At 49.4% G+C, this 25,531-nt stretch carries 18 protein-coding genes, 1 tRNA gene and 1 pseudogene; 5 read left to right on the top strand and 15 right to left on the bottom strand.

Features of this window, described 5'->3' with window-relative positions; genetic code table 11:
- Positions 1-37 precede the first annotated feature (37 nt).
- Genes lpdA through AAC007_RS07620 form a run of 4 tightly spaced genes read right to left on the bottom strand, consistent with a single transcriptional unit; the run spans position 38 to position 4,971 of the window.
- Complete coding sequence (gene lpdA, locus AAC007_RS07635; RefSeq protein ID WP_339675712.1) at positions 38-1,447, bottom strand: dihydrolipoyl dehydrogenase; 1,410 nt, start codon at positions 1,445-1,447, stop codon at positions 38-40.
- The gene (locus tag AAC007_RS07630) at positions 1,444-2,721 is read right to left on the bottom strand and encodes a dihydrolipoamide acetyltransferase family protein (RefSeq protein WP_295871065.1); all 1,278 of its coding nucleotides are present in this window, start codon (positions 2,719-2,721) and stop codon (positions 1,444-1,446) included. The genes lpdA and AAC007_RS07630 overlap by 4 nt, the downstream gene beginning before the upstream one ends.
- Positions 2,721-3,737 carry an alpha-ketoacid dehydrogenase subunit beta gene (locus AAC007_RS07625; RefSeq protein WP_339675708.1) on the bottom strand — a complete coding sequence of 339 codons (1,017 nt, stop codon included), beginning with the start codon at positions 3,735-3,737 and terminating at the stop codon, positions 2,721-2,723. Before AAC007_RS07625 ends, AAC007_RS07630 begins: the two co-directional genes overlap by 1 nt.
- A 1-nt stretch (position 3,738) precedes the next feature.
- Positions 3,739-4,971 carry a thiamine pyrophosphate-dependent enzyme gene (locus tag AAC007_RS07620; protein WP_295871061.1) on the bottom strand — a complete coding sequence of 411 codons (1,233 nt, stop codon included), beginning with the start codon at positions 4,969-4,971 and terminating at the stop codon, positions 3,739-3,741.
- A gap of 194 nt (positions 4,972-5,165) precedes the next feature.
- On the opposite strand from AAC007_RS07620, the gene AAC007_RS07615 reads away from it, so the two are divergent.
- Positions 5,166-5,654: an Lrp/AsnC family transcriptional regulator gene (locus tag AAC007_RS07615; protein WP_219044465.1), complete on the top strand. Its 489-nt coding sequence runs from the start codon at positions 5,166-5,168 to the stop codon at positions 5,652-5,654.
- A gap of 400 nt (positions 5,655-6,054) precedes the next feature.
- On the opposite strand, the gene AAC007_RS07610 is transcribed toward AAC007_RS07615, so the two are convergent.
- The 4 genes from AAC007_RS07610 to AAC007_RS07595 all read right to left on the bottom strand — a co-directional run bounded on the left by AAC007_RS07610 (position 6,055) and on the right by AAC007_RS07595 (position 14,000).
- Positions 6,055-8,196 (bottom strand): TonB-dependent receptor, encoded by a 2,142-nt coding sequence (locus AAC007_RS07610; RefSeq protein WP_339675702.1) that lies wholly within the window; start codon positions 8,194-8,196, stop codon positions 6,055-6,057.
- 271 nt (positions 8,197-8,467) lie between these two features.
- A complete protein-coding gene (locus AAC007_RS07605; protein WP_339675700.1) occupies positions 8,468-9,634 on the bottom strand; it encodes an alpha-hydroxy acid oxidase in 1,167 nt (388 codons plus the stop codon).
- A gap of 147 nt (positions 9,635-9,781) precedes the next feature.
- Positions 9,782-11,659 carry an alpha/beta hydrolase-fold protein gene (locus AAC007_RS07600; protein ID WP_339675698.1) on the bottom strand — a complete coding sequence of 626 codons (1,878 nt, stop codon included), beginning with the start codon at positions 11,657-11,659 and terminating at the stop codon, positions 9,782-9,784.
- 10 nt (positions 11,660-11,669) lie between these two features.
- Positions 11,670-14,000 (bottom strand): TonB-dependent receptor, encoded by a 2,331-nt coding sequence (locus tag AAC007_RS07595; protein ID WP_295871049.1) that lies wholly within the window; start codon positions 13,998-14,000, stop codon positions 11,670-11,672.
- Between the two features lie 118 nt (positions 14,001-14,118).
- Here AAC007_RS07595 and AAC007_RS07590 point away from each other — a divergent pair, with 118 nt between their 5' ends.
- The 4 genes and pseudogenes from AAC007_RS07590 to AAC007_RS07575 form a co-directional block, all read left to right on the top strand.
- On the top strand, positions 14,119-14,736 hold the full coding sequence (locus AAC007_RS07590; protein WP_295871048.1) for a TetR/AcrR family transcriptional regulator: 618 nt from the start codon (positions 14,119-14,121) through the stop codon (positions 14,734-14,736).
- A 78-nt stretch (positions 14,737-14,814) separates the two neighbouring features.
- Entirely contained in the window at positions 14,815-15,090 is a 276-nt protein-coding gene (locus AAC007_RS07585; protein ID WP_295871047.1) for an alpha/beta hydrolase fold domain-containing protein, read from the top strand.
- Positions 15,080-16,600 carry a mannitol dehydrogenase family protein gene (locus AAC007_RS07580; protein WP_339675693.1) on the top strand — a complete coding sequence of 507 codons (1,521 nt, stop codon included), beginning with the start codon at positions 15,080-15,082 and terminating at the stop codon, positions 16,598-16,600. The genes AAC007_RS07585 and AAC007_RS07580 overlap by 11 nt, the downstream gene beginning before the upstream one ends.
- A gap of 4 nt (positions 16,601-16,604) precedes the next feature.
- Positions 16,605-16,829, top strand: a pseudogene (locus tag AAC007_RS07575) (transposase); the annotation flags it as partial.
- A gap of 133 nt (positions 16,830-16,962) precedes the next feature.
- Here AAC007_RS07575 and AAC007_RS07570 read toward each other — a convergent pair.
- The 7 genes from AAC007_RS07570 to AAC007_RS07540 all read right to left on the bottom strand — a co-directional run bounded on the left by AAC007_RS07570 (position 16,963) and on the right by AAC007_RS07540 (position 25,328).
- Positions 16,963-17,039, bottom strand: a tRNA-Arg gene (locus AAC007_RS07570).
- Between the two features lie 148 nt (positions 17,040-17,187).
- Positions 17,188-18,210 (bottom strand): cyclopropane-fatty-acyl-phospholipid synthase family protein, encoded by a 1,023-nt coding sequence (locus tag AAC007_RS07565; RefSeq protein WP_339675691.1) that lies wholly within the window; start codon positions 18,208-18,210, stop codon positions 17,188-17,190.
- Positions 18,211-18,446: 236 nt separating this feature from the next.
- Positions 18,447-19,580, bottom strand: a complete 1,134-nt coding sequence (locus AAC007_RS07560) for a CaiB/BaiF CoA-transferase family protein (protein ID WP_339675689.1) — start codon at positions 19,578-19,580, stop codon at positions 18,447-18,449.
- 242 nt (positions 19,581-19,822) lie between these two features.
- A complete protein-coding gene (locus AAC007_RS07555; protein WP_339675686.1) occupies positions 19,823-21,922 on the bottom strand; it encodes a TonB-dependent receptor in 2,100 nt (699 codons plus the stop codon).
- 212 nt (positions 21,923-22,134) lie between these two features.
- Entirely contained in the window at positions 22,135-23,685 is a 1,551-nt protein-coding gene (locus tag AAC007_RS07550) for a DHA2 family efflux MFS transporter permease subunit (RefSeq protein ID WP_339675684.1), read from the bottom strand.
- Positions 23,686-24,831 (bottom strand): HlyD family secretion protein, encoded by a 1,146-nt coding sequence (locus tag AAC007_RS07545; RefSeq protein ID WP_339675682.1) that lies wholly within the window; start codon positions 24,829-24,831, stop codon positions 23,686-23,688.
- Positions 24,831-25,328, bottom strand: coding sequence for a MarR family transcriptional regulator (locus AAC007_RS07540; RefSeq protein ID WP_296434797.1), 498 nt, complete (start codon positions 25,326-25,328; stop codon positions 24,831-24,833). Before AAC007_RS07540 ends, AAC007_RS07545 begins: the two co-directional genes overlap by 1 nt.
- Positions 25,329-25,531 lie beyond the last annotated feature (203 nt).

The following is a 25,531-nucleotide window of genomic DNA, read 5'->3' as shown; positions in this document are numbered from 1 at the left end:
TTTAAGCGCGCTTACCTTGAAAAATACCGCCTGCCATTTAGCAGTGAATACCGGCCCCAAGCGCCGCGATCGCCGCCTCAAAAGTGGCCTCGCCAAGTGTCGGATGCATGTGGATTGTGTGCGCCAGATCTTCCAAGCGAGCACCCATTTCCAGCGCCAGGACAAACTCGCCACTCAATTCCGAAATATACTTGCCAACCGCGTGGATACCGAGAATTTCGTGAGTATCTTTTCGCGCTGTAATCCTCACAAAGCCACCGGTCTTCGCCGCCCCCATAGCATGGGCCTTACCAATGGACTGCATCGAACACCGACTGACAATGACGTCATAACCCAACGTCTCCGCCTCACTCGGACTTAAGCCGCAGGCAACAATTTCCGGCTCCGTGAAACACACCGCAGGAATTGCCACCGGATCAAAACTGCGCCGCTTTCCCGCAATAATTTCAGCGACCATTTCACCCTGCGCCGACGCTTTGTGAGCCAACATCGGCTCACCGATAAGATCGCCAATTGCCCATACATTCTTAACGGCAGTTCGGCACATTTTATCCACGTTGACATAGGGACCGTTCATGTCCAAACACATGTTTTCGATACCCCAGCCACGGGTATTTGGCCTCCGCCCCACTGTCACCAGTACTTTATCAACGAGCAAACTGTCCTCTTTTCCCGCGTCGTTAACATAACGCAACTCAGTGCCAGCGTCAGTCGTTTCCGCTCCGACCACGCTTGAGTTTAACTTTATCGCAACACCGTGACCGACCAACCAGTTATGCACTGGCTTGGTAAGCTCCTCATCATAAAGCGCCAACAACTTTTCCTGGCCCTCGACGATGGTCACTTTGCAGCCAAGCTTAGTTAAGGCGGTACCCATTTCAAGTCCGATATAACCACCACCGACAATGGCGATACTGTCGGGAACCGCATCCATGTTAAGCGCTTCGGCGGACGAAATAATGCTATCACTAAATGGTAGCGCCGCTAATTCTGTGGCAACACTACCAGTCGCTAGAATGACGTGCTCAGAAGATATCGCTATCGACTCATCCGCCGTCTTTACGACGCAATTTTTCGCGTCATTAAATGATGCCCAGCCGGTAATCACATTCACCTTTGCGCGCTTTAGCAGCCCTTTCACACCACTATTAAGCTGACTGACCACGCCATTTTTCCACTCTACCATCTGTGGAAAATCCAAGGTCGGCGCAGTGTCGACCTTTATACCCATGGCATCCAAGTCACTGCTCGGCATCATTGATGCATACTGGGACGCCGCATAGATCAGGGCTTTTGACGGAATGCAGCCGCGGTTAAGGCACGTACCACCGAGATCCTGACCTTCAACCAAAATCGTTTTAAGGCCAAGCTGACCGGCGCGAATTGCCGCAACATATCCACCCGGGCCACCACCGACAACAAGAACATCACACACCTGGGTTTTCACTGGCCTTCTCCCAATCCATCGATAAATAACATCGCAGGACACTCAAGTTTATTTTTTATGCACTGAATAAATTGAGTCGCTTCCCAGCCGTCAATAATTCGATGATCAAAGGAAGACGACAAATTCATTATCTGCCGCGGAACAAATGCACCGTTTTCCCATACTGGGCGGGTAGCCATTTTATTAACGCCAATAATCGCGACTTCCGGAGAATTAATAACCGGCGTGGTGACAATACCGCCCAAGGGACCGAGGCTTGAGATCGTAATGGTCGAGCCACTTAGCTCATCCCTGGTTGCCTTTCCGCTCCTCGCCTTTTCCGAGATACTTAAGATCTGCGCCGCCAAACCCCACAGATCGAGCATCTCCGCATGACGGATAACCGGTACCAGCAAGCCGGCATCAGTTTGCGCAGCCATGCCTATATGTGCACCCGCATGCTGCTCCAGCACTTGATCGACATCGTTGTAACGCGATGCCATCTGTGGAAATTCCTTAAGCGCCTGGACAAGCCCCTTCATAATGAATGGCAGCATAGTTAACTTGGGCTGATCCGCCTTACGACTTTGGTTTAGTTTTGCCCGAAGCTTCTCTAGCTCGGTCACATCAATTTCTTCAACGTAACTGTAGTGTGGAATACGCTGCATCGTATCCTGCAGAATTGAGCCAATTTTACGGCGTATTCCAGTTATTTTTTGCGTCGTTACCGTTGTATCAGGCTGCTTAACTTGCCCCCGTGAATGCACCGCTCCTGAGCTACCAAAGTTGTCTAAGTCGGCGTGAATAACTCTTCCCTCAGGCCCAGTTCCACGCACCAGCTGAATATCGATATTCATATCTCGGGCGCGCTGCCGAACCGAGGGCGCAGCTAATATGCGTCGTTGTACGCCGCTAGATTCCACCACATCAACACGCGCGAAAAGAGCTTCGGCCTCTTCTATAGGCTGGGAGTCCGCTATCGGCTGAGAGGGTGTCGTTTCTAATGGTGTCTGCTCACCAGAGGCTGTACTGGCGTCGCTCTCCTCCTCAGCACCCTCGACATCGAAGGTAACCAGAAGTGAGCCAACTGCCATGATACTGCCAGCTTCGGGGCCGATCGCGACAATCGTGCCATCAAACGGCGAGGGAATTTCGACCGCCGCCTTGTCCGTCAAAACGGAGCATATAATGTCATCTTCACTAACCGTATCGCCGGGCGAAACCATCCACTCAGAAATCTCGACCTCGGCAATACCTTCGCCCACATCGGGTAAATTAAACTTGATTGTAGTCACTATGCGGTCTCCAAAATTTCGCGCATGGCATCGATAACCCTGGCTGGCCCAGGAAAATAATCCCACTCTTGAGCGTGAGGGTACGGCGTGTCGTAACCTGCCACGCGCAGAATTGGCGCCTCAAGATGATAAAAACAATGCTCTTGAACAATTGTCGCAAGCTCAGCACCAAAGCCGCTGGTTTGCGTGGCCTCGTGTAGCACAATGCATCGCCCAGTCTTCTTCACCGACGCCACAATGGTCTCTTCATCTAGCGGCAACAGTGTTCGAAGGTCGATCACCTCGGCATTGATCCCACTCTCTTGCGCCGCAGCAATAGCCACGTGCACCATTGTTCCGTAGGCTAAAATAGTGAGCTCGCTACCTTCTAAAGCGACCGCAGCTTTACCAATAGGTACGCGATACAAGCCCTCTGGCACCTCGCTCGCCGGATGCTTCGACCACGGCACAACAGGTCTATCGTGATGCCCGTCAAAGGGCCCGTTGTAGATCCGCTTAGGCTCAAAGAAAATTACAGGGTCGTCATCCTCAATTGATGAAACTAACAACCCTTTTGCGTCATACGGGTTTGACGGCATTACGACCTTCAAGCCCGCCACATGGGTAAACAAGGCTTCCGGACTTTGGCTGTGGGTTTGCCCGCCGTAGATACCGCCGCCGCATGGCGTGCGAATAGTAATCGGGGCAAAAAATTCACCTGAAGACCGATACCTAAGCCGAGCGGCCTCAGAGGCAATTTGGTCGTACGCCGGAAGAATATAGTCGGCAAACTGAATTTCAGGAACCGGCCTAAGACCATAGGCTCCCATTCCCACTGCAGCACCGATAATCCCCAGCTCACTGATTGGCGCATCGAACACACGGTTTTTACCGTACTTTTTCTGGAGCCCATCGGTTGCGCGAAATACGCCACCGAAATAACCCACGTCTTCGCCGAAGACAACCACGTTGTCGTCGTCGGCCATTTTCAGATCTAAGGCGTCACGAATCGCCTGCAACATATTCATCGTGGCCATCTTAAACTCCCAGTTTCTGACGCTGGCGTCTAAGATGCGCCGGCATATCTTTGTAAACATGATTAAACATTTCAGAAACGCTTGGCTTGCTTCCTTTGCCTAACGTCCCAAACGATTCCGCTTGCTTTCCAGCCTCTTTTATTTCCAGCGTTAACTCGTCAATTAACGCCTGATGTTTTTCTTCGCTCCAGATACCAATCTGAATCATGTGATTTTTCAGACGCAGGATCGGATCCCCCAACGGCCATAAATCAAAGGAGTTATCGGGTCTGTATTTCGATGGATCGTCAGACGAAGAATGAGCAGCCGCACGATAAGTAACCCATTCAATAAGTGTCGGCCCCAAATTTTTTCTGGCGCGTTCGATCGCCCAACTAGACGCGGCGTAAACCGCAAGAAAATCATTGCCGTCAACTCGCAGCGAAGCGATATTAAAACCGTGACCTCGGCAGGCGAAGTTAGCCTCAGCGCCGCCGGATATGCCGTGGAAAGAAGATATAGCCCATTGATTATTAACCACGTTGAGTACAGCGGGCGGCTGATAGACCGACGCGAATACCATCGCCGCATGAAAGTCACTTTCTGCCGATGCGCCATCGCCAATCCATCCCGACGCAATTCGATCGTCACCCTTGATAGCGGATGCCATCGCCCAACCCACGGACTGAATGAACTGAGTACCTAAATTCCCCGAGATAGAGAAAAATCCGTAGTCTCGCTCCGAGTAGAAAAACGGCAAAGACCGACCGCCCAGCTTGTCTTTGGCGTTACTGAATATTTGGCACATCATGTCGACAATGGGAAAATCTTGAGCAATCAACAAGCCCTGCTGACGATAAGTCGGAAAACACATATCCCCTTTTTCCAAGGCCATCTGATGCGCACAAGATACCGCCTCTTCGCCGCGGCACTGAACATAGATCGAGGTTTTACCCTGGCGCTGCGCCCTCATCATGCGCTCATCAAATAATCGCGTTTTCTCCATCGCACGAAGACCGCGCACCAGAAAATCTGCATCGACATTTGGATTCCATGGGCCGACCGCCATTCCGCTGTCATCAAGCACACGAACCAGTCCGTAAGCCAAGTCACGCATTTCGGATGCATTACACGAAGTGTCCGGCCGAACACTGTCTAATGGTGACGGAAGACTGAGGTAACTGAAGTTGGGCGTATCACCCGGGCGACTGCTCGGCTCGGGTACCTGAAAACCGTTTTTATAATTGATTTCCACATTCATTCCTTACATTTAGACCACTAGAATTAGACACATAATCTAGCACCACCCCCGCTAGCGAGTCTCACCAAATAAATCTCCAAAAAGCCCCATATTTAGTTTTATTCACTACAATAAACGTAATAAAATCAAACAAATAACCAGAACAAATATAAATTGTAGTTTTTGGAGCCAAGAGGTAATTTCCGCCAATGAACAGCCAGAACCTGGACAACATCGATCTCAGAATCCTAGAGGCGCTCCAAGAAGACGCCACCCTATCCAATATTGAACTCGCCGAGCGCGTCTGCCTTTCGCCGACACCCTGTGCACGCCGAGTACGAATATTGGAAGAAGGCGGCTACTTCCGTGGACGGGTCAGCCTCTTAAATCCGGAGAAAATTAATTTGCCGGTGAGCGTGTTTATCCAAGTTAACTTAAGCCACCAGGTGAAAAATGAGTTAGAGGGGTTTGAAGGCCAAATTTCGGAATGGCCCGAAGTGATGGAGTGCTACCTCATCACAGGTGATTTTGATTACCTACTCAGAGTGGTTGTTTCCGACCTAAACAGTTACCAGCGATTTCTTGAAGATAAGCTCACCAGAGTGAAAGGGATCGACAATATTAAAAGTAGCTTTTCCTTAAAGGCAGTCCAGTACCGTACCGCACTTCCTTTAGACCACTTGAAGAGTGAGTCATGATTTTTTAAAACTGAAGTTAAATTTTGAGTCAGTCTTAACTGTAGTTCATCAGCAATTTATTAGTCTTTAGAGCAAGCTTCAAACGCATATCCAAAAGGCCGAAAATATACAATCTATTGCCAGGCACCCGCTTCATTGTGAGCAAGCGCTGCTTTACCAGCAAGGTGATAATTAATTTTTCAGAAGTAAGGAAATGGGGAAGATAAATATTGATGGGGTTTAATTTTTAAATCTGCTAAAAATGATTCAAAACTGCAGCTTGAGTTTTGAACATAGAAATTCATAAGCGAACTTAAACGTAACCTACTTTCTTCTAATTTAAATGTAACGACCACTGCCACTAATCAGTTTTCTGTTAACAACAGGGCCGTCACTTAGTAATTAACTACTAGTAATATAATTAGAACGAGTAGCTAGCTCTCAAACCAATATTTCTCGGTGCAGCCTTAACACCAATCGCTTGCTCAAAGCCTATTGCTGAAAGCACGCTCTCACCTATATAAGAACTCCAATAATCTTCGTCGGTAATATTGTTGGCAAAAATACCCACACTTACATTGCCGATTATATAATCCGCCGACAAATTACCCACCACCGAAGCGTCGAGTTCAGGTGCGCGAGTGAAGCTTGGCGCTTCGGTTCCAGAAGCGTATTGTTTGCCGGTGTAAAATACACCTAGCATAGATTCCAAACGTCCAACCCCAATATCCTTGCTATATGCTGCGGTTAAATTTGCCGTCCACTCTGGTTGGAAGAGAAGCGCTTCATTGTTAAACGCTGCGAAAGTCCCCGTAGGATCATCGGTAATATCGGTGCTGATATAACTCAGGCCCGCGCCCAGCTGCCAGGATGAACTTAGCAAGATATTGAACTCACCTTCGACACCCCAGTTTTCCAAAGAGCCCTGGTTACGGTTTACTACGACCAGCTGGTTATTTTCATCTGGGACCAAGTCGTTGAGAATAATATCTTCATGCTCTACAAAAAAGACCGCCATATTCAGAGTAGCGCGGCCTTCCGCAAGAGTAGATTTGAAACCCAATTCAAAACTCTTCACTTCGTCGCCATCAAAGGTTTCGAATCCTGACGGCACCGCGCCACCATTAAAGCCGCCCGCGCGAACCCCTTTGGCCGCAGTAGCGTAGGTCATTAGATCGTCAGACCAATATTTTTTCAGCGACACCATTGGCGACACAGGGCTCTCATCCAGCTTGTAAGTGATTGCATTGCTGCGATCCAGTGTGCCTGCCGAGCTACTCAGAGTGCCTTCTTGCTCAATTTTGTCATAGCGCAAGCCACCCGATAGCTCCCAGGATTCAGCAAAACTCCAGAAAGCATTTGCATAGACAGAGTAGGTCTTATCGTCAACATCACGGGTTGCGAAAGTGCTCATAGCTGCAGGTATCACATCAGTTCTGGCAGTGTCAGCATTGCTCTGCTCACTATAGAAAGCCGCATACATAAGGCGGAAATCGTCAGTAAACTGAGTTTCAAAGCGAATTTCACTTTGCAGGAAATCCTCATCGATATTACCGTTACCGCGGAGAATATCCGGGTTCACAAAGTCTCTATCTTGTGATTCAGTCAGATCGCGCTTGTCGTAGCCAAGCGTTAAAGCTAAGTCGGTACGCTCTGTCATTGGCGCATTGTATGTGCCGTTGATCCGTGTAATTTTTGCAAGGGATTCAGTTTGAAACGAGTTTCTGGAATCCCCATCAAAGTTAGAGGCGTCGGTGTCGTTATTGGGTACTGGGGTATATGCCACACCCGGGCCTTCATATTCACCATAGCTCGCATTAAAGCGGAGTACGCCGTCGTCACCAACAAACCATTTAAAGGCGCTTTTTATCGCGCTGGATTCGCGGGCATCCCAGCCACCACCAACGGTTAGATGCTTGAAAAAACCATCAGATTCATCACGAGCCACCGCAACAGAACCAAGCAACTTGTCATCAATAATGGTGCCAGATACCCGAGCGCTTAGACCAACAGAGTCATCTGCCTCTGCCCATCGAGTGCTTACTTCCCCACTCAGTTCCTCGGTGGGTTCTTTGCTAATAACGTTAATCGCACCGCCTAATGTGTTCTTACCAAATAGCGTGCCCTGCGGGCCACGAATAACTTCTACCTGGGCCGTGTCTAATAAATTGTTATTCACGGCTGAGGTGTATGGCACGTAAATACCATCCATAAAGAAGCCAACGCCGGGCTGAATTGGGGTCTGCAAGGTAATACCAATGCCGCGAATTTGCACAAACGCACGACTATCGCCATCTGAGTTAATCCTAAGACCGGGAACAACATTGCCAATGTCAGCTACCGTATTCAGCCCCATTCCTTTCATCGAATCGGCATTGATCGCACTTACAGCGGAAGGAACGTCTTTAAGTGATTCTTCAGTTTTTCGAGCCGTCACAATTACTTCTTCGAGCACAACTTGAGTCGTGTTCTGCGCATGACTGACGGGTGCAACAAAGCTCGCGCAAAGGCATCCGGCCGCGACTCCAGCCCGAAATAATTTGTTCGAAGGGTAGTAATTCATTTATTTAGCTCCTTACTTATCATTTTTTGATAGCGTAAATTTTAAGATCAACCCATTAAAACCTGTAAAATAGGTTATGCCTAAAGTAACGGCAAGTCAACATAATAGGTACAATTACAGAGGCACCTGTAATACAGCAATGGCGCACGGGACTACGAAGTATGAAGTTGACGGATGCGGCTTTCGCCCGCACTTAGGTCAATAATGCGAATGTGGGGAGCTAAATTCGGCAATACCTTTATAGCCCCAAACGTGATGACTCGCTCTGAAATCAACGCATTTTCATATTTAATTGGCTTATATGGTCAGAGCGTAACTCTGCAATCGAGGAACAACCCAGTAATGCGAGGTCCCGCTCGACTTCTGATTTGAGTATCTCAATCGCGCGTGCCACACCGGCTTGACCACCGGCCGCAAGACCGTAGAGATAGGGGCGCCCTATTGAGCATGCATTCGCTCCCATCGCCAGCGCTTTAACAATATGAGTCCCTCGACGAATGCCACCGTCCAGAATCAGCTCCAGCCTGTCACCGACCGCGTCCCGAATTGGCATCAGGGTATCGATAGGTGCCGGCACACCGTCCAGCTGCCGCCCACCATGATTAGACAACATCGCCGCTGTAGCGCCGACCTCCACCGCTCGCCTTGCATCAGACACGGTAGTCATGCCCTTGATAACAAACGGACCATCCCACTGTTCAGCTAGCCACGCGACATCATCCCAGGTCACACTCCGATCAAACTGACTGTTCACATACTCAATCAGGCCCATAGCCCCCTGACCGAGTGCATCAACACGATGAAACACGTTGGCCAGTTTAAAATCCGGGCTAAGCGCCATATTAAGCAGCCACTCCCAACTTTTGGCGTAGCTGAAAAAATTATTTCGATTAATTTTAGGCGGCATGGTCATGCCGTAAACGGCATCTCTTTCGCGATTCCCTGCCAGCGCAGTATCAACCGTTAAACACAAGGCCTTGTAGCCAGATGCCTTGCAACGCTGCACAAATTCTTTTGTGAGTTCACGATCTTTCAAAATGTATATCTGAAACATTTTTGGACCGTCGGACGCCGCAGCGACGTCCTCAAGACTGGTCGTCGCCATCGTTGACAAGGCATAGAGTGTACCCGCCTCCGCCGCCGCTTTTGAAACCCCTAGCTCCTTGTGATGGTGAAACAGCCGAGACATGCCGGTCGGCGACAGCAGAAATGGAAGCGTCAGCCCACAACCCAGAATATTCGTCGTCAGATCAACATGACTAATATCGTTGAGATAGTTAGGCATCAACTGGTAGTCGTCAAAAGCCTCAGTATTGCGACGCAGCGTCCACTCGTCATCAGCACCACCATCTATGTAATGGAACATTGGGGACGGCAGTTTACTGCGGGCACGAAGGCGAAGATCGCCAATATTATTGCAATTCTTCAAAGGGAGCATTTACAAATGTTTCCTCATAATTTCGCCTTCCTTTACAGTAATCGCATTAGCGAAAGTGGGACGATATCCCAGCAGCGCAATAATATTGCTTTCCACCCTCAATATTGTCGCTTACACCTATATTCGCCATTAGACGCAGACATAACCTCAAACGTCAGTTCGCTCAAGCTCACGCGCACCTTCAGTGTAGCCATACTCAACGCCATAGGGCCTGCCGGTTGGCCATAGCTGGGCGACAGTATTCCCAGTCATTCGCGGTAACACACTGGTATGCGTCTCGTTTTCAAAATCGATATACCTGATTTCTATTTCACCATTGCGCTGTAAAGACTTTGCGTAGTCCGGCGTGTGCTGAATGCCGGCAACACAATTAAAATAGTTATCGTGCTCAAATTCGCCAGTAACAAGCTGCATTTTCACCCCTTTTTTCCGGCGAACCGCCTCGATATTCTTATCACTCAACAAACAGGAATCACTGATTGCCAAGCCGGGGCTACTACAAATATACGACTGAAATGGTGAGTCTTCGGTGCCCGCTTCATAGGCGACATAGGTACCCCCGGCAGAATGTCCATGAATCGCGAGACGCCCCTCGTCGACACGAAATTCTGCTTTCAATGAGGGCAGCAATTCGTCACAAATCATGCGATGAAACTGACCTGCTTTCCCCAGGGAACGGTGTGCCGATTTCCCACCGAGGGCGAATAGCGATTTAAATATTCTGCCCAAATCGTCGTCACCTGCGAGCACCTCATTCGGTGGTGAAAACTCTTCAAGTCGGCGCAGGCCGAAGGCAAAGTCACCCTCGCGCCGCGGCACACCCAGGCCGACAACAATTGCCTCCTCCAACTCTCCGGTAGTCGTCAAGATGGACACGGCTTCCGCAACCGTCGCAAAACTCAAGCTAGCATCAAGCGCTATTAGCACCGGATATGCTTTACTAGGTTCGTGTTGATATGACGCCGGTAGCGAAACCTGAACTGAAAAATCGCGCCCCATAATCGTCGACGCCAAGATGGAGCTGTCGGGTTCATCGCTGCGACGCAGATGAAATAGTTGAAAGAATGGCCGCAGCATCGATATGCAATTGGAAACCACCGGCCTCGCAAAGGTCGGCATTTCATCGCCATAGGCTTTTCCAGTATCCCAAACTGCACGTACGCCATTCATCAACGCCACAGACATTGCCGTTGCATGACCTGCACCGCTTATTCGACGATACTGGATGTCGAACTCTTCCGGCGCGACGGCACGAAGCCCCAAATAAAATTGCTCGGTATCGGTAATTCCGCAAAGACGATTAAATGCATTGTCGTACTCATCTTCACCAAGGGAAAGGAATAGGGATTTCCCGGTCAGCAGCATTAGATCGCTTCGACTCATGCCCGCGAGTTGCTTACTTAAAGCGCCACCCGAAAGCGCCAGCCCCGGACTACCGCAGATAAAATGCTGTATGCCCGGCAGATTATTCAAAAGCGCGTACAAGGCGAATGTTCCGCCCGCCGAGTGGCCAAATAATGCGACGTCATTCTCGTTTGTCCGATAGTCCTCGTGAATCAGCGGCAGGAGCTGTGCACTGACAAAGCGAAGCAGGCTGTCTGCCATACCCATTTTTCCCGGCACATCTGGCAAAGCCACTCCGGCGCGGTCGGCAATGTTAGTAAATATCTCACCGAAGGGATCATCGCGTTCCCAGTCTGTAACCGGCGGCGAAAACTCCCACAGTCGACGCCAGCCAAGTGCCAACTCGTCAACACCATCAGGCATACCCAAGCCAACCACAATGCACGGCGCTATCTCGCCGGTCCCCGCCATGCAGCGGGTACTTTCAATTGCGGTTCCGAGAATGGCACTGGCGTCCAACACCAATAACACCGGGTATTTTTTGCGTTTCTTTTTTCCGTAACAGGACGGCACAGCTACACTGATTGTGTAGTCACGGCCCGTGTCCTTGCACCGCAAATCCCGACTGACGACTCCCGGTAATGACTTTGCAATCTGGTAAGTATTTTCAAACTGCCGCATCACATAAACCTCAATAGTCGTAGCTAAAGCGCATTCCCAGAGTGCGGGGACGCATCATCGCGGATTGAGGAAAGGGTAGTGAACGTGCAACGACGATTCTGTCATCGAAGAGATTCTGAGCAAATAATTGCGCGCGCCAGTTCATGCCTTCGATACCAATAGCTGCCTTGGTGATTTCATAGCTATCAAGGGGAATGCCTGTCGGCACGTCCTCGGTCTGAAACACCGTGAGCTGCGAATCTACGAAGGTATAGCCGAGACTGACTTCAGCCAATAGGTCGCTCCACAATGGGCGGGTGTAGTTAACACCAAGGTTCCAAGTAAGCTCTGGCTTATTAGGCAGCTCAGACCCCTTCTTGGCGTTGTTTGCCGGCTCAGGTTTTACCACCTCACCGGAGTTGTATCCCACCCCTAAGGTCAGCGTGAGGCTATCAACGGGCTTGTACATCACTGATAACTCAGCCCCTCTAACCACTGCATCGCCGCCGGTACCAAGGTAGCCAAAAGGCACACCGCCTACCGCACCCAAACGAGCTTCGCCAATGACCAAGCCTTGGAAATCATCCCAGTCGATTTGATAAATCCCGAAGTTTGCAATCAAGCGATTATCAAGCCAAGCCGTTTTTGCACCAATCTCCTGATTAAGTACGAAGTCAGGGCGAACATTCGGTGGACCCGCATCTAAAACCGCGAACAAGTTTGGGGTTCCAGAGCGGAAGCCTTTGCTGACGGTCGCGTACACCATGGCATCATCATTGACGTACCACGCCAGAGAAAGTTTTGGCAGCCAGTCTCGGGTTGTTAACTCGCCAGCGAAAAAGATATTTACTTCACCGGTTTCAGGATCAACATTCTCTGGATCGGTAGCAAAGAGTATCGCCTCTACACCATAGACATAGGTGTCCTGAAAAAACGCGACGCTGTCTTCAAACCACCGCAAGCCCGCCGTCAGTTCCAATTTCGCCTCAATGATCTCCCAGGAAACCTCACCATATACCGCGGTTTGTTTGAAGGGCTCCTCACCGTAACCGTCTTCCTGCAAACCTGACAGTGCGAGGAAATCAGGGCCCAAAAGTAATTCGAGAAGTCCCAGTGGGTCATCAGGCGCAAATTCTTCATACTTCTCTTGATCAAATTTTTGAACGCGATCGCGATAAAACGCGCCCACCACCCAATCAATACGCTCATCGCCTTTCGACACTAAACGGAACTCTTGTGAGAATGACTCAAGCTCAGTTAATACGTGAGTGTAACCATTTGGAAATACACTTGGGCCGGTCGCAACCGCACCGCCACTATTATCGGACACCGTGACATCCACGATACCCTGCAAAATGGGAATGCGACGCTGTGAATCCCGATTTGTATTAAACCAGGAACTCACCGAAGTAAGACCCGCGAAGCCCAGATCCATTCGCGCCGTCAATGAGTGCACATCGAACTCGGTCTCGGCAAACTGATTCTCAATGCGGGAATTAACCAGGTCATCTTCACGACCTTCATCGACAACTGGAAGCTGGTCACGATTGCTGTAATCGAGCAAATACATGTATTCCAATTCCAGCCAATCCAGTGGCTTGAACAAAACAATAGCCCGCAAGGAGTGCCGATTTTCGTCGTCAGGATCTTCCAGACCTAACTCGCTGTAGGTCACAAAACCCGAATCGAAACCGCTACTGGCGACAATTCTTGCGGCGAGCTTATCCTGGATAATTGGAATATTAATCGCACCACGCACATCCCAGTTCAGGTCGCTAGCTTCGGCAGTTTCTGACACCGTCGTCGCCACCTTAAACTCCAGCTCCTGCATATTGGGCGGCATCATGATCATCTTGATCGCGCCCCCCATCGAACCCTCGCCATACAGCGTACCCTGCGGGCCTTTTAAAACTTCTACGCGCTGCAGATCAAAAATATTCAGATCGGGAAACACGCCAGAACCTTGAATCGCGACATCATTGAAATACACGCCGGCAATAGGAGAACCATCGGCATAGCCAATATCCAGGGTGTTCATGTTCGATATTCCACGAATGGCGATATTGGCCTTGCCAACCCCTGACTTTTGCAGCGACACACTCGGTACATCGCGAAGATAATCTTCCATGCTGGACACGCCATTCTTATCAAGCTGTTCGCCGCCGAACACCTGAATACCGCCCACCACATCCTGAACATCTTGCTCTCGAAAGGAAGCCGTAACGAGAATCTCCTCCATCTTACTGCCAGACTTCTTTTTGTCAGCTTCCGCCATCGATGCGGTCAATGCCACTAGGGCAAGCAACACCAGGGACCGACTACGGGGGGTAAAGCAGGCCGCCAGCCTAGAAAAATTACTCATGAATTCACCTTCTTTGGGATACTTCGGCAATACTATTATTTTTGTTTAGAAATACATTTTGTATTATTATATATCTCGTATTACCATGGTGGTCAAGCCTATTTTGGATAGCAGATCAATGAACAAGCCGGAACGCCGCCCGCGAATATCCCGAGAACAGCAAAAAGCCTTAAGATTTGAAGAGCTTACCAATGCTGCGTGGACACTTTTTTGCGAGAAGGGCTATGAATCACTGACCATCGACGAAGTCGCGGAATACGCCGGCTATTCCCGAATGCCCATTTATTCGCTGTTTGGAGACAAGCAGAACCTGTTTTTCCATGTATGGAAAAAGATCTCTCTTGAACTAATGGACATCCTGCTGAAGGGCTGTAAAGAAGGAGCGACACTAAACGAAAACCTGCGCCAGCTCGCAGAGAACCTATTGCAAGACCAGGCAAATAAGGACTCTCACGGTGCGTCGATTTTCTATGTCGTCCAGTCGATAGGTATTTCGCGCCCCGATATTCAGGAAAAACTGCGAGACTTGGCAGAGATTCACCTGCAGGGCATAAAGGCAATGATTTCTTATTCGGTTCTCGAGCCCGGCCAAACCCTGCGCTCCGACCCCGAGATTATCGCGCTAAACCTGATTGCGATGATTAATGGTTCTTCGACGGTTGAATTCCAGACTCGACGGCACTTTCAGGACGCGGACTACCTCCACACCCTTTATAAGGCGATGGCGCTTAATTAACTCAGCGCAAATTTTAGGGCCGCTCGCATAAAGTTACCTGGTCAACATCATTTTCGGAACTTTACTCAGCACAGTTATATGCTAACAAGACTTCCTCGGGGCGCAGCCGCTTCGGCATTGAGAGTTGACGACTTAAGCAAGCTACCTCCTGCGATGGTGTTAAACGATCTGTTGCACGATGAAGGCCAAGCCTACACCGAGCGAATAACTTCAGCTGGCGTTACGGTATGTACAAAGCTGCATCCTGACCAGATACATGGTTTTGTTGCCACACAACCAAGTGATGCTCACCCGCAGGCAGTGAATGATATATCCCAGTGGCTTACCGACAATTGGACGCATAATGCAACTTAATCAGCGAAACCTCGGCGCACTCGCCAAGCACGTCCAAATTTCAGATTACCCGCGTTATTCCCGCGCCCCTGATAGCTGCAATATGAGAATCTGCCATATTGGCGTTGGTGGATTTCATCGCGCGCATCAGGCGAATTACCTACACCAACTTCTGCAGCAAGGCGGCGGCCAAGGCTGGGGCATTTACGGTATAGCATTAATGCCAAATGACCTATCGCTATATTCCGCTATGCAGACGCAAGACAAGCTATATTCACTCTGGGAACTTGAGGGAGAAGAGCGCGAGGTACGAATCATCGGTTCGATTATTGAATTCGTCAATGCCATCAATGACCGCGAGCCTGCTATATCCGCAATTTCCCATCCAGATACTAGGATAGTGTCACTCACAATCACGGAAAAAGGATATTGTCTGGACGCAAGTGGGGAATTAGATCTAACGCACCCCGACATCACTCAAGATATAGCTTTACCCGAAAAACCCACATCAGCAATTGGCTTGATTGTTCGTGCGCTCATGCGACGACGTGATCAAGATTTACCGCCTGTCACAGTCATGTCGTGCGATAATTTAATCGCAAACGGCGAGCAGGCACGCAAAGCAATAATAGGATTAGCTAGAGCAATTGACACGGATCTAGCTGCTTGGATTCAAGCCCACGTGAGCTTCCCTCTGTCTATGGTCGACCGGATTACACCGCGACCAAAATCATCAACATGTACTCAACTTGCTAACAGCGTAGGTATAGAAGACCAATGTCTATTGGTCTGTGAAAGCTGGAAACAGTGGATTCTTGAAGATAATTTTTGTAATGGTAGACCTGCATTTGAGCGAGCCGGTGTGACAATTACAGACTCAGTCCATTTATACGAAGCTATGAAAGTTAGCATGTTGAATGGCGGCCATTCGGCATTGTCTCACATTGGTATTTTACTTTCGTATCAGCGAGTCGATGAAGCCGCATCAGACCCAGATCTTCAGCAGTGGCTTAATGGATACATGCAAGAAGTTGAAGAAACGCTGATATCGTTGCCTGGTATAAACTTCGCCGAATATCGCCAGTCGCTTATCAGCCGATTTGCCAACTCGGCGATAGAAGACTCCCTATTTCGTCTCGCAGAAGACAGCTCCTCAAAGTTTCAACAGTGTCTCCTGGAACCTTTAAGAAAACGATTCCATAAAAAAGAACCATGCCCCTACATCGCAGCCGCCATTACAATCTGGATTATTTTTCTCGACTCGATTTCTGATCAAGATGAATTATTATGCGAATACAAAGACTCAAATACGACTCGATTATTAAAACTTGCCAGTGAAACAAAAGCCTCAAATGACCCAACTATCTTTCTAGTGGACATTTTAAATCTAGAGGGCGAATGTCTTGACTATTTTGCCGCGCAGGTGAACGCAGTGCTGACTGGGATTAACAACGACATTTGCTCGCTTCGCTCCTGGATTCGAGAATTCAATTTAGCCAAGACCAGCTCACCGATCAAAAATGCGCCTTGATGAGCTAGCTGAGAGTCCACTGCGGGCGCTAGCAAACACATTGCGCTCTTGGTTAAAGCCCATTGTGGCCATGTGGCGCTTTAGTAAAAGTAACGGAATAACGGAGGGCTTCCACAACAAAATGGAAATGATGACGCGACGAGCGTATGGTTTTAGAAACTTTGAAAATTACAGGATGAGAGTGCTGGCCCATTGCGGATGGGACAGTGTGATTAACAGGGTGAGATGAGTGCCATCCCCCGATTATGTTGTAGAGCCGTTTTGTCACAGATTTGTCACTGAGGCGTCACAGCCAAATTTCAGGCATAAAAAAACCCAGATCAAAGATCTAGGTTTTTTTATATAAGTCAAAGACTTATGTTTGGTGCGCCCGGCACGATTCGAACGTGCGACCGCCTGGTTCGTAGCCAGGTACTCTATCCAGCTGAGCTACGGGCGCTTCAGGCTGCGTACTATATGGAAGCGGGCTTGCCCTGTCAACGACTTCTATCAATATATTGTGAATTTCCTAGGGTTGTTCAAAAATTCACCAACATATTGATATATAAGCCGATTACGTAATAAGCCCGCTCTTCCAATAACAGTATTTAGTCAGCTAACTGCCCAGGTGTTAGCAGGTAGTGACCTACAAACCACTCCTGCCCACCGCGATAAGCAAACAACTCCGAACAGGCAAGCATAAACATGCGCCAGCGCTGGTATTGCACTTTTGGGTTGGGTGCGTCTTTTAATATTTCGAGCGCCTGAGCTTTGTTGTCATCCAGCTTTTCTAACCATGCTTCCAGTGTTTTGGAATAGTGCTCGCCGTTGACTCGCCAGCTATCGACCATGCGCATATGTTCAGAGAAATGCATTAGCGTATCGAAGGCCGGCATTTGACCGCCGCTAAAGAAGTTGTCGGTCATCCAACCTCCATCAAAGGGGTAATGCAGGTAGGCGTGACAAAATATGTGAACGAACATGAGGCCATTTGGCTCTAGCCACTGCGAGACGTTGGCAAGCAGATCGCGGTAATTGCGAACGTGCTCCAACATCTCAACAGTAACAACTCGATCAAAACGCGTATCAAGGCTGAGATCCCCAACATTGCAGGTAATGACCTTTATATTGTTCAAACCGCGCTTTTGCGCCTGATCTTCTATAAATAGACGCTGACCCGAGGAGTTCGACACCGCGGTGATATGCGCATTGGGATAGCGCGCAGCAGCCCAAAGAGTAAAGCTGCCCCAGCCACAGCCAAGATCGAGAATTTTCTGACCATCAGCCAACTGTGCTCGCTCCGCATACATCTCTAACATCGCCTGCTCTGCATCGGCGAGGCTGTCGCAATGCTCATCCCACCAGCAGCTACTGTATTTAAGGCAGGGTCCAAGCATAAGCTCAAACAAGGCCGCGGGCACTTCGTAATGCTGGGCGTTTGCATCCGTGGTATTGATGGCAATTTCCGAATGGCGCAGTTCATCGCGAAATTGTCTGCGGCGGGCTTCGTTGCTATTTAAATCATCGCTGGCTTCCTGCACCAGACGATCCGCAAGCTCTCTGCGAATCCCCCGCCGGAGCAGCACATCAGGTACCAAGCCGCGTTCGGCAAGAATGATTGGGTCTATCATGGTTAACTCCGTCACTGAGCGATTCGCTTTATTAGGGTTTTTACGATTCGATACCAAATACGGATCTTGGCAGACAACATTTTTGACAAAAAAAAGGGCCGACAATTGGCCCTTGCTAAACATTGTCCTGAAGCAGTGCTCCTTCAAGGTAATCAGTTAGAGTTCAGCTTGCCGGTCTGCTTTCGCAGCAAGCCGCACTGGATCTTTGAATCCCAACTTATTACCTTGAAGTAGCACTAGGTTAAAACCCCATCTGCCCGCAGCGCCGCAAGCGTATCGCTGTCGTAGCCAGCAAGCGATGCCAATATGTCGTCAGTGTGGCTGCCGGGTCGCGGTGCTCCCGCTTGCACAGTCGGCACGGTGCGACTGAACTTGGGGGCAGGCCCTGGCTGAATTTCGCCATTCACCTCAATAAAGGACTTTCTCGCGACGTTATGTGGGTGTTTTGGCGCCTCTGTCATCGACAATATAGGTGCAAAACAGGCGTCAGTGCCTTCAAGTAGTTCACACCACTGGTCGCGGGTTTTGGTTATAAAGATAGCGGCGAGCTTTTCTTCTAATTCAGGCCAGCGAGCCGGATCCATCTGCGGCTCAAAGCTGTCGTCCAAGTTTAGCTTCTCTTTTAAAATCTGATAGAACTGAGGCTCGATAGGGCCAAGTGAAATGTGCTTAGCATCGCTAGTTTCATAGGTCTCATAGAAGTGCGCGCCGGTATCCAGCAAATTAACACCGCGCTTATCTGCCCACACTTTTTGGTTAAAGAAACTGTACATCATATGCATTAAAGCGGCAGAGCCTTCTACCATAGAGGTGTCAACCACCTGGCCTTTACCACTGCGGCTGGCCTCTAATATTGCAGAGACCACACCAAAGGCCAAGAACATACCGCCCCCGCCAAAATCACCGACTAAATTAAGTGGTGGCACTGGCTTATCGCCATCACGCCCCATTGCATGAAGCGCTCCGGACAGTGAGATATAGTTAATATCGTGACCCGCGGCATGCGCCATCGGGCCCGTTTGTCCCCAGCCTGTCATTCGTCCGTAAACCATCTTGGGATTCCGCGCGGCGCAGTCATCAGGACCAATGCCTAAACGCTCAGCAACACCTGGCCGAAAACCTTCAATCAAGGCATCCGCAGATTCACACAGCTTTAGTACTGCCTCTATTCCACGCGGGTCTTTTAAATTAATGGCAATCGATTTTTTACCGCGCTCGCTAATTGTATTAGCCACCGGCTTGTCTGCCGCAGCAGATTTACGGGTAATAGAGATAACCTCTGCGCCCATATCGGCAAACATCATTCCCGCAAATGGGGCAGGCCCCAGCCCCTCAATTTCTATAATTCGTATTCCGGCAAGTGGTCCCATATTTTTCCTGTCCATCCCTTAATCAATAGGCTCGGCTATTGGCCGATTATTATATGTTAGCTTTGCTAACGGTTCATTTCGGTTGGGATACAACGAACCGCCCAACCCAGCACCGCGCTATTCTGCACGCTTAGCACTGCTTAGGGAACCGCCGAAGGATAGGTAAAGGCTTAGGCGCCACGACATTGCGGGCCCAAAGAGAGAGGCCGCAAACTAGCGGCCTTAGCTGGCTTCAGGAAGATTTAGAAGCGGAATACAAATCCGGCGTAGGCTGAAGGAGGCTCGCCAGCATTAAATATCGCAGAGTCCGCAGCGACGGTATCAACCACGCTGTGAACTGACACGTACTCTTCATCAGTGATATTGCGAATATCGAAATAAACCTGCCATGCCTCGCGATTTACGCCAAGACGAAATCCCAGCAAGGTATAGCTATCAATAGTGAATGAGTTAGAAAAATCCGCATAGCGCTCATCAACCACATCAAAGGTCGGGCCAGCATAAAAACCATTGTCATGGCGGTACATTATCTCGCCGTGAACGACATATTTAGGTGCTGCAGGAAAGCGGTTGTCGCCATAGGTCGCATCGCCATCAAAAGAAAACTCATTGACGGTGACGCTAACTAAAGGTTCGATCCTGGCGGTGTGGGAAATAGCAAAACTTGCATCAATCAGCGCCTCAATACCTGCGTGAACAGTATCGTCGACATTGCTGGTGACACTGGTACCTGGTGCACTGGGGTCATCTTGCGACAAGATTTCATCTTGAATCAACGCATAGTATAGAGACACATCCCAGCGCCAAAAGTTATCGTGACCAAACTCGTGACGTCCTCGGCTCCCCACCTCAAGGACCTGTCCCTGCATAGCATCTAGTGTCGCGCCAGAAGCACTGATCTCGTCTTCGAGCTCAAAATTAGTAGGCGCTTCATACAGCTTGCTAAGATTACCAAACACCTCAATATCGTCGCTCCATTGGTATATGGCACCAACACGAGGATTGATACTATTGTAATCCTCAGACGGGTTACGCAAGACACCGGAGCTTACCGTGGTATTGCGCACGTCGCGCTCTGTAGAGATCGCTTGAACACCATAGACCAATGTCCAGCGCTCGCTAAACTGCCAGCGATCCATCACGAAAGCTTCCAGGCTTTCAGCGCTATTATCAACAATCGTCGTAAGGCCATTTCTCAAGCCGCGGTCATTGCGGTAATTACCGCCCTCAACTTTGTTTTCGCCCCAGTTCACGCCCGCCAGTATCGAGTGATCACCCAGCGTGTGACTGTAGCGCAGCACGACACCTTGATCCTGATGCTTGGTGTCGATCAGCAAGCTAAAAACCTCAACGGGTTGGTCAGGGCCGGGACCATCAAAGTCCACTAAAACCTTATCAACAATCGGGTGGAACAGGTGCTGATTTTCCCGATACGCACCCACTTCGAGCTTACTATCATCGCTGAGCGTGAATGTCGTCTTATTCGCAAAACGCCGCGTGCGAACGTCCACCTGAAAGTTACCCGACTCTGCGGTCGCGCCGGCTTGGTTCGGATCTGCGTCGAACTCCGCCGTCGTTAAGGCGCCAGCTAATTCTTGATCATTTTTTATGTACGTAAAAAAGAAGCGTGATTCAATATTCTCGCTTAGCTGCCAGCCTAAGTTGGCGTACACACCCTTGCGCGCACTTTCATTGTGGTCTCGATAGCCATCGCGCTGCTTTTTCTCGAGGGTGACAAGCCCATCGACGGACTCACTTAACACCGAGCCCAGGGTTAGTCGTGCTTGCTTTTGTCCAAAGCTACCAAAGCCGAGGAACAATTGCTTAGCGTCCGAGTTACGTGCCGTGGGTGTGACGAAATCAATGGCGCCCCCCAAAGTACTCGCGCCGTACTTTAAAGCATTTGCACCGCGCGCAATGCTCGCGTAGCGGCTAGCTAGGGGGTCAATAATACGATTGTGGTTATTGCCGTCCGCCGTGGTAACCGGCAAACCATCTTGTAATAACTTAATACCGTTCATATCGTAGTTAGTGGCATCAAGATTCGATCCGCGACTAGAAAAGAAAATACTATCGCTGCCACTGGTGCTGGTGGACCACACACCGGGAATATATCGCAGTGCGTCCGCCAAATTTCCGGTATTACGCTCCATAAGTGACGCACTATCTAGAACCGACACGCCGCCCGGCGTTAAAGACTGCTCTACTTGCAAGCTGGTACCCAGCTCATGATCGCGAACTAAAACCTCTTCCATCTGTGCATGTTCGGCAAACACACTAAGGGGAAGCGCCGCAGAAAGTAGTACCGCCGCGCCTGTTTTATCCAATGGAAACAGCTTCATAGAATGGTCCGACTCACGCACTAAAAAAGAAGCCGAATTTTATGGGGTAACACTGGGTGTGCCAATGTGGCAAATCGTCGCAGCTCTGCAGATACATCCCGGATATTGCCACAGGACGCTGACTAAGATGGAACGATAATAGCCATAAAAAAAGCCCCTGCTTGAAAACAAGTAGAGGCAATACTCTGCAAGAGCAAGGGTCTTAAAGAAGTTTAATCCATCACCGACTCATGACCACTCTCGCCCAGCTTACCCGGCCGCAAGAGTAGGATTAAGGGAATGGCACATAAAACGCCAATCGCCATATAGTGGAAATTGCCGAGCATACCAATCACCGCCGATTGGCGCTGCAACTCAGCCTCAACGCTGAGCAGGGCATTCATACTGTTCACGCTACCAGAAGAATTTATGTATTCGATTAGAGCTGGGTTGAACGGGGTGATATTTTCAGCCAACACCGAGTGCGCCATTTTTGTCCCATAATCTTGGTAAGCAAACGCAAGCGCTATCCCAACGCTGCTGCCAACATTACGCAATAAGCTAAATAAGGATGTCCCTTCGCCCCGGTACTTCGGGGCCAATGTCGAGAAGGTCACTGCCGAAAGCGGTACAAATATAAATCCAAGACCCAAGCCCTGAATCATCCCACTGTAAACAATCTCTTGTGCGCCAACATCGAGACTAAACGTCGACATCCAATAAAGCGCAATCGCCAATAGTAACATTCCGAAAAAAATAGGGAGGCGGGCGTCAACTCGGTTCAGTATATGACCGGATATTTGCATCGCAATCATGGTCCCAATGCCACGCGGCATCATTACCAAACCAGCGGTAACAACTGGGTAGCCTTGCAGTCGTTGCAGAAAGGGAGGCAATAAGGCAAAGGTCGAAAATAGCACAATACCCAATACGGCGATTAGCACCAGTCCTCCAACTAAGTTCCGGTCCCTAAACAACTGTGGCGGTATAAACGGCTTATCCGTGGTCAATGTATGGGTTATAAACAAGTAGAACGCCGCAATTGCGATACCGCATTCAATAAAAATTTCTGTGGACTGAAACCAGTCCAAGCTTTGCCCACGATCCAGCATCAGCTGTAAGGAGGCAATGGCAACACTCAAGAACAAGAACCCAGAAAAATCCATAGGCTCAGCTCGGCGCGATTCGCTATCTGGCAGGGCTGACTTCAATGCAAAAAACGTGGCAATACCGATAGGTAAATTAATATAAAACACCCAGCGCCAACTATAATATTCGGTAAGCCAACCACCCAGCGCGGGTCCAAGAATAGGGCCAATCATTACCCCAACACCCCAAGCCGCCATTGCCGCCCCTTGCTTTTCTGGGGGGTAGCTATCTAGCAGTGTCGTTTGCGATAAAGGGACTAAGGCCGCACCAAACACGCCCTGTAACAATCTAAAGAAAACGATCTCGGCAAGACTGCTAGCTATGCCGCACAACATTGAGGCGACGGTAAATCCGACGATAGCAATCAGAAATATACGTTTTACGCCATAACGATTAGCCAAATATCCCGTAGGCGTTGTTGCGATAGCAGACGCGACAATATACGACGTCAGCACCCAAGCAACCTGTTCCTGCGATGCCGATAAACTTCCCTGCATATGAGGCAGTGCCACATTGGCAATGGTAGTATCTAAGGCCTGCATCATAGTTGCAGCCAAGGTACCAAAGGTAACTAAACCAGTTGCACCAACCGCAACAGCGGGAACACTGGCTCGTATTGTATTGGTGCTACTCACTTACCGCTTCTCGGCAAGGAGTGCCGTATCGGATGACATACCAGTTTCGCCGTGCTTTTTGCGACCCAAAAGCACCAATAGTGATTTCATTCTTTCGGGCACGCCGGTATCAACCTTTACACTAACACTCAAGCCTGCCCTCAACGGCGACTCGTGTTGATGGTGCTCAAGCGCTAGCCGAACCGGTAGGCGTTGAACAATCTTTACCCAATTCCCTGTCGCATTCTGTGGGGGTAGTAAAGCAAACTCCGCCCCGGTGGCCTGTGCAATACTTTCTATCGTCGCTCGCCACGTCTCTCCTGGGTAGGCATCGATTTCAATTTCTGCCTCTGCACCCAATGTTAGCTTCGCCAACTGATCCTCTTTAAAATTTACAACCACCCAGGGATTATCGTGGGCAACAACACTAATTAATGGCAATCCCGGCATCGCGTACTGCCCCTGCGGCGGCACTTTCGACGCAATACCTGAAATTGGCGCACGCAATATACAACGCTCAAGATTAAGTTCCGCTTTCTCTAGCTCTGCATGGGCCGCCATCACCGCTGGGTGCGCTTCGATGTCCAAATCATATTTGCCACCTAGTTGCACCAAGGTTTCTGCACTGTCACTTACGAGCTTATTAACAGTATTTCGAGCCACATTTAAATCGCGCTGCGCTTGATCTAAGGCAGTACCAGAAGCCATGCCCCGCTGGTGTAAATCACTAATTCGGTGCAGTTGCTTATTCGCGAACTCGAAGTCGTCTTTTGCCGCCGCTAAACTAGACTGCTTTTGAACATACGCTGCTTTTAACGATTCAATGCGCATATACGCCTGATCAAGCTCAGCTTGCGCATCATGGAGCTCCACCTCAAAAGCACGAGAATTAATTTTTAATAATATGTCGCCGGCCTCAACGTACTGGTTTTCCTTAACACTCACAGAAGATATATTGCCGCTGATTTCAGCACCTACATTCACCACATCTGCCTTTATGTAAGCATTATCTGTCGTGACATAGCGGCCGCCGAAAACAAACACATAGAGCGCGATAACAATGGCAAACACAGGAACAACAAGAAAAAGACGGTGGCGCAAACGACGCTGTTTTTCTGCCTTCTCTACCGCAATGAACTCATGTGACGTTTGATCTTGATTATCCATTACACATCTTCCTTGCTAGACCGCGCTGACGCGGAGGCTTTTACATCAGCTTTAGTAGCATTATCGGTATTACAAAAATTCATTTTTACTCGAAGTAATAGCTCTTCAAACAGTTGAGCCTCGGCAGCACTGAACCCCGCAAATGCGACCGCTCGCGTCTCAGCCGCAATCACATTTAGCTCCTCTAATAAGGGTTCCGCCTTGCTGGTTAAAAATAAGCTAACTGCTCGGCGATCTTGTTGCCGCCGCTCACGAAGAACCAAGCCCGCTTTCACAAGGCGATCAACACTCTGCGCGACGGTAACCGGGTTCACATCAAGTTGCTCGGCAAGATTGGCTTGATTAATGCCCGGTTCGCGCGACAAATTAAGCAAAGTTTGCCATTGAGGCTGGGTAAGGTTTAGGTGCTGGGCGCGACGTCGAAAATCCATTCTAAGAATTCGAGAGGTGTCCGCCAAAATCGATGCAGCAATTTGTAAGTGATTAGTGCTTTTCATTTTGCCATACTAACAAATAGGTAGGCACCTATTCAATAGCCATCTATCAAATAGATGCCTACCCAGTAATCCACTAGTTTATAATTTTGGCCTGCAAAAATAATCGCCATGTTCGGCGCCGCTGGCTCGGAAAATAGCTATCGCGCAGACTACACTGACAATTTCATGCAACGAGTGACATTGCATAGGGAAGTGAAATTTCC

This window comes from uncultured Zhongshania sp. (genome assembly GCF_963975605.1).
Taxonomy (GTDB): Bacteria; Pseudomonadota; Gammaproteobacteria; order Pseudomonadales; family Spongiibacteraceae; genus Spongiibacter; species Spongiibacter aquimaris.
This window is presented reverse-complemented; position numbering and strand designations above follow the sequence as displayed.

What these genes read in the sequence shown, in the direction of transcription:
- AAC007_RS07590 (WP_295871048.1), top strand. Translation starts at nt 14,119, where the DNA reads ATGAACAAGCCGGAACGCCGCCCGCGAATATCCCGAGAACAGCAAAAA.
- AAC007_RS07565 (WP_339675691.1), bottom strand. Translation starts at nt 18,210, where the DNA reads ATGATAGACCCAATCATTCTTGCCGAACGCGGCTTGGTACCTGATGTG.
- AAC007_RS07555 (WP_339675686.1), bottom strand. Translation starts at nt 21,922, where the DNA reads ATGAAGCTGTTTCCATTGGATAAAACAGGCGCGGCGGTACTACTTTCT.
- AAC007_RS07595 (WP_295871049.1), bottom strand. Translation starts at nt 14,000, where the DNA reads ATGAGTAATTTTTCTAGGCTGGCGGCCTGCTTTACCCCCCGTAGTCGG.
- AAC007_RS07605 (WP_339675700.1), bottom strand. Translation starts at nt 9,634, where the DNA reads ATGCTCCCTTTGAAGAATTGCAATAATATTGGCGATCTTCGCCTTCGT.
- AAC007_RS07540 (WP_296434797.1), bottom strand. Translation starts at nt 25,328, where the DNA reads ATGAAAAGCACTAATCACTTACAAATTGCTGCATCGATTTTGGCGGAC.
- AAC007_RS07610 (WP_339675702.1), bottom strand. Translation starts at nt 8,196, where the DNA reads ATGAATTACTACCCTTCGAACAAATTATTTCGGGCTGGAGTCGCGGCC.
- AAC007_RS07615 (WP_219044465.1), top strand. Translation starts at nt 5,166, where the DNA reads ATGAACAGCCAGAACCTGGACAACATCGATCTCAGAATCCTAGAGGCG.
- AAC007_RS07600 (WP_339675698.1), bottom strand. Translation starts at nt 11,659, where the DNA reads ATGCGGCAGTTTGAAAATACTTACCAGATTGCAAAGTCATTACCGGGA.
- AAC007_RS07545 (WP_339675682.1), bottom strand. Translation starts at nt 24,831, where the DNA reads ATGGATAATCAAGATCAAACGTCACATGAGTTCATTGCGGTAGAGAAG.
- AAC007_RS07580 (WP_339675693.1), top strand. Translation starts at nt 15,080, where the DNA reads ATGCAACTTAATCAGCGAAACCTCGGCGCACTCGCCAAGCACGTCCAA.
- AAC007_RS07585 (WP_295871047.1), top strand. Translation starts at nt 14,815, where the DNA reads ATGCTAACAAGACTTCCTCGGGGCGCAGCCGCTTCGGCATTGAGAGTT.
- AAC007_RS07625 (WP_339675708.1), bottom strand. Translation starts at nt 3,737, where the DNA reads ATGGCCACGATGAATATGTTGCAGGCGATTCGTGACGCCTTAGATCTG.
- AAC007_RS07560 (WP_339675689.1), bottom strand. Translation starts at nt 19,580, where the DNA reads ATGGGACCACTTGCCGGAATACGAATTATAGAAATTGAGGGGCTGGGG.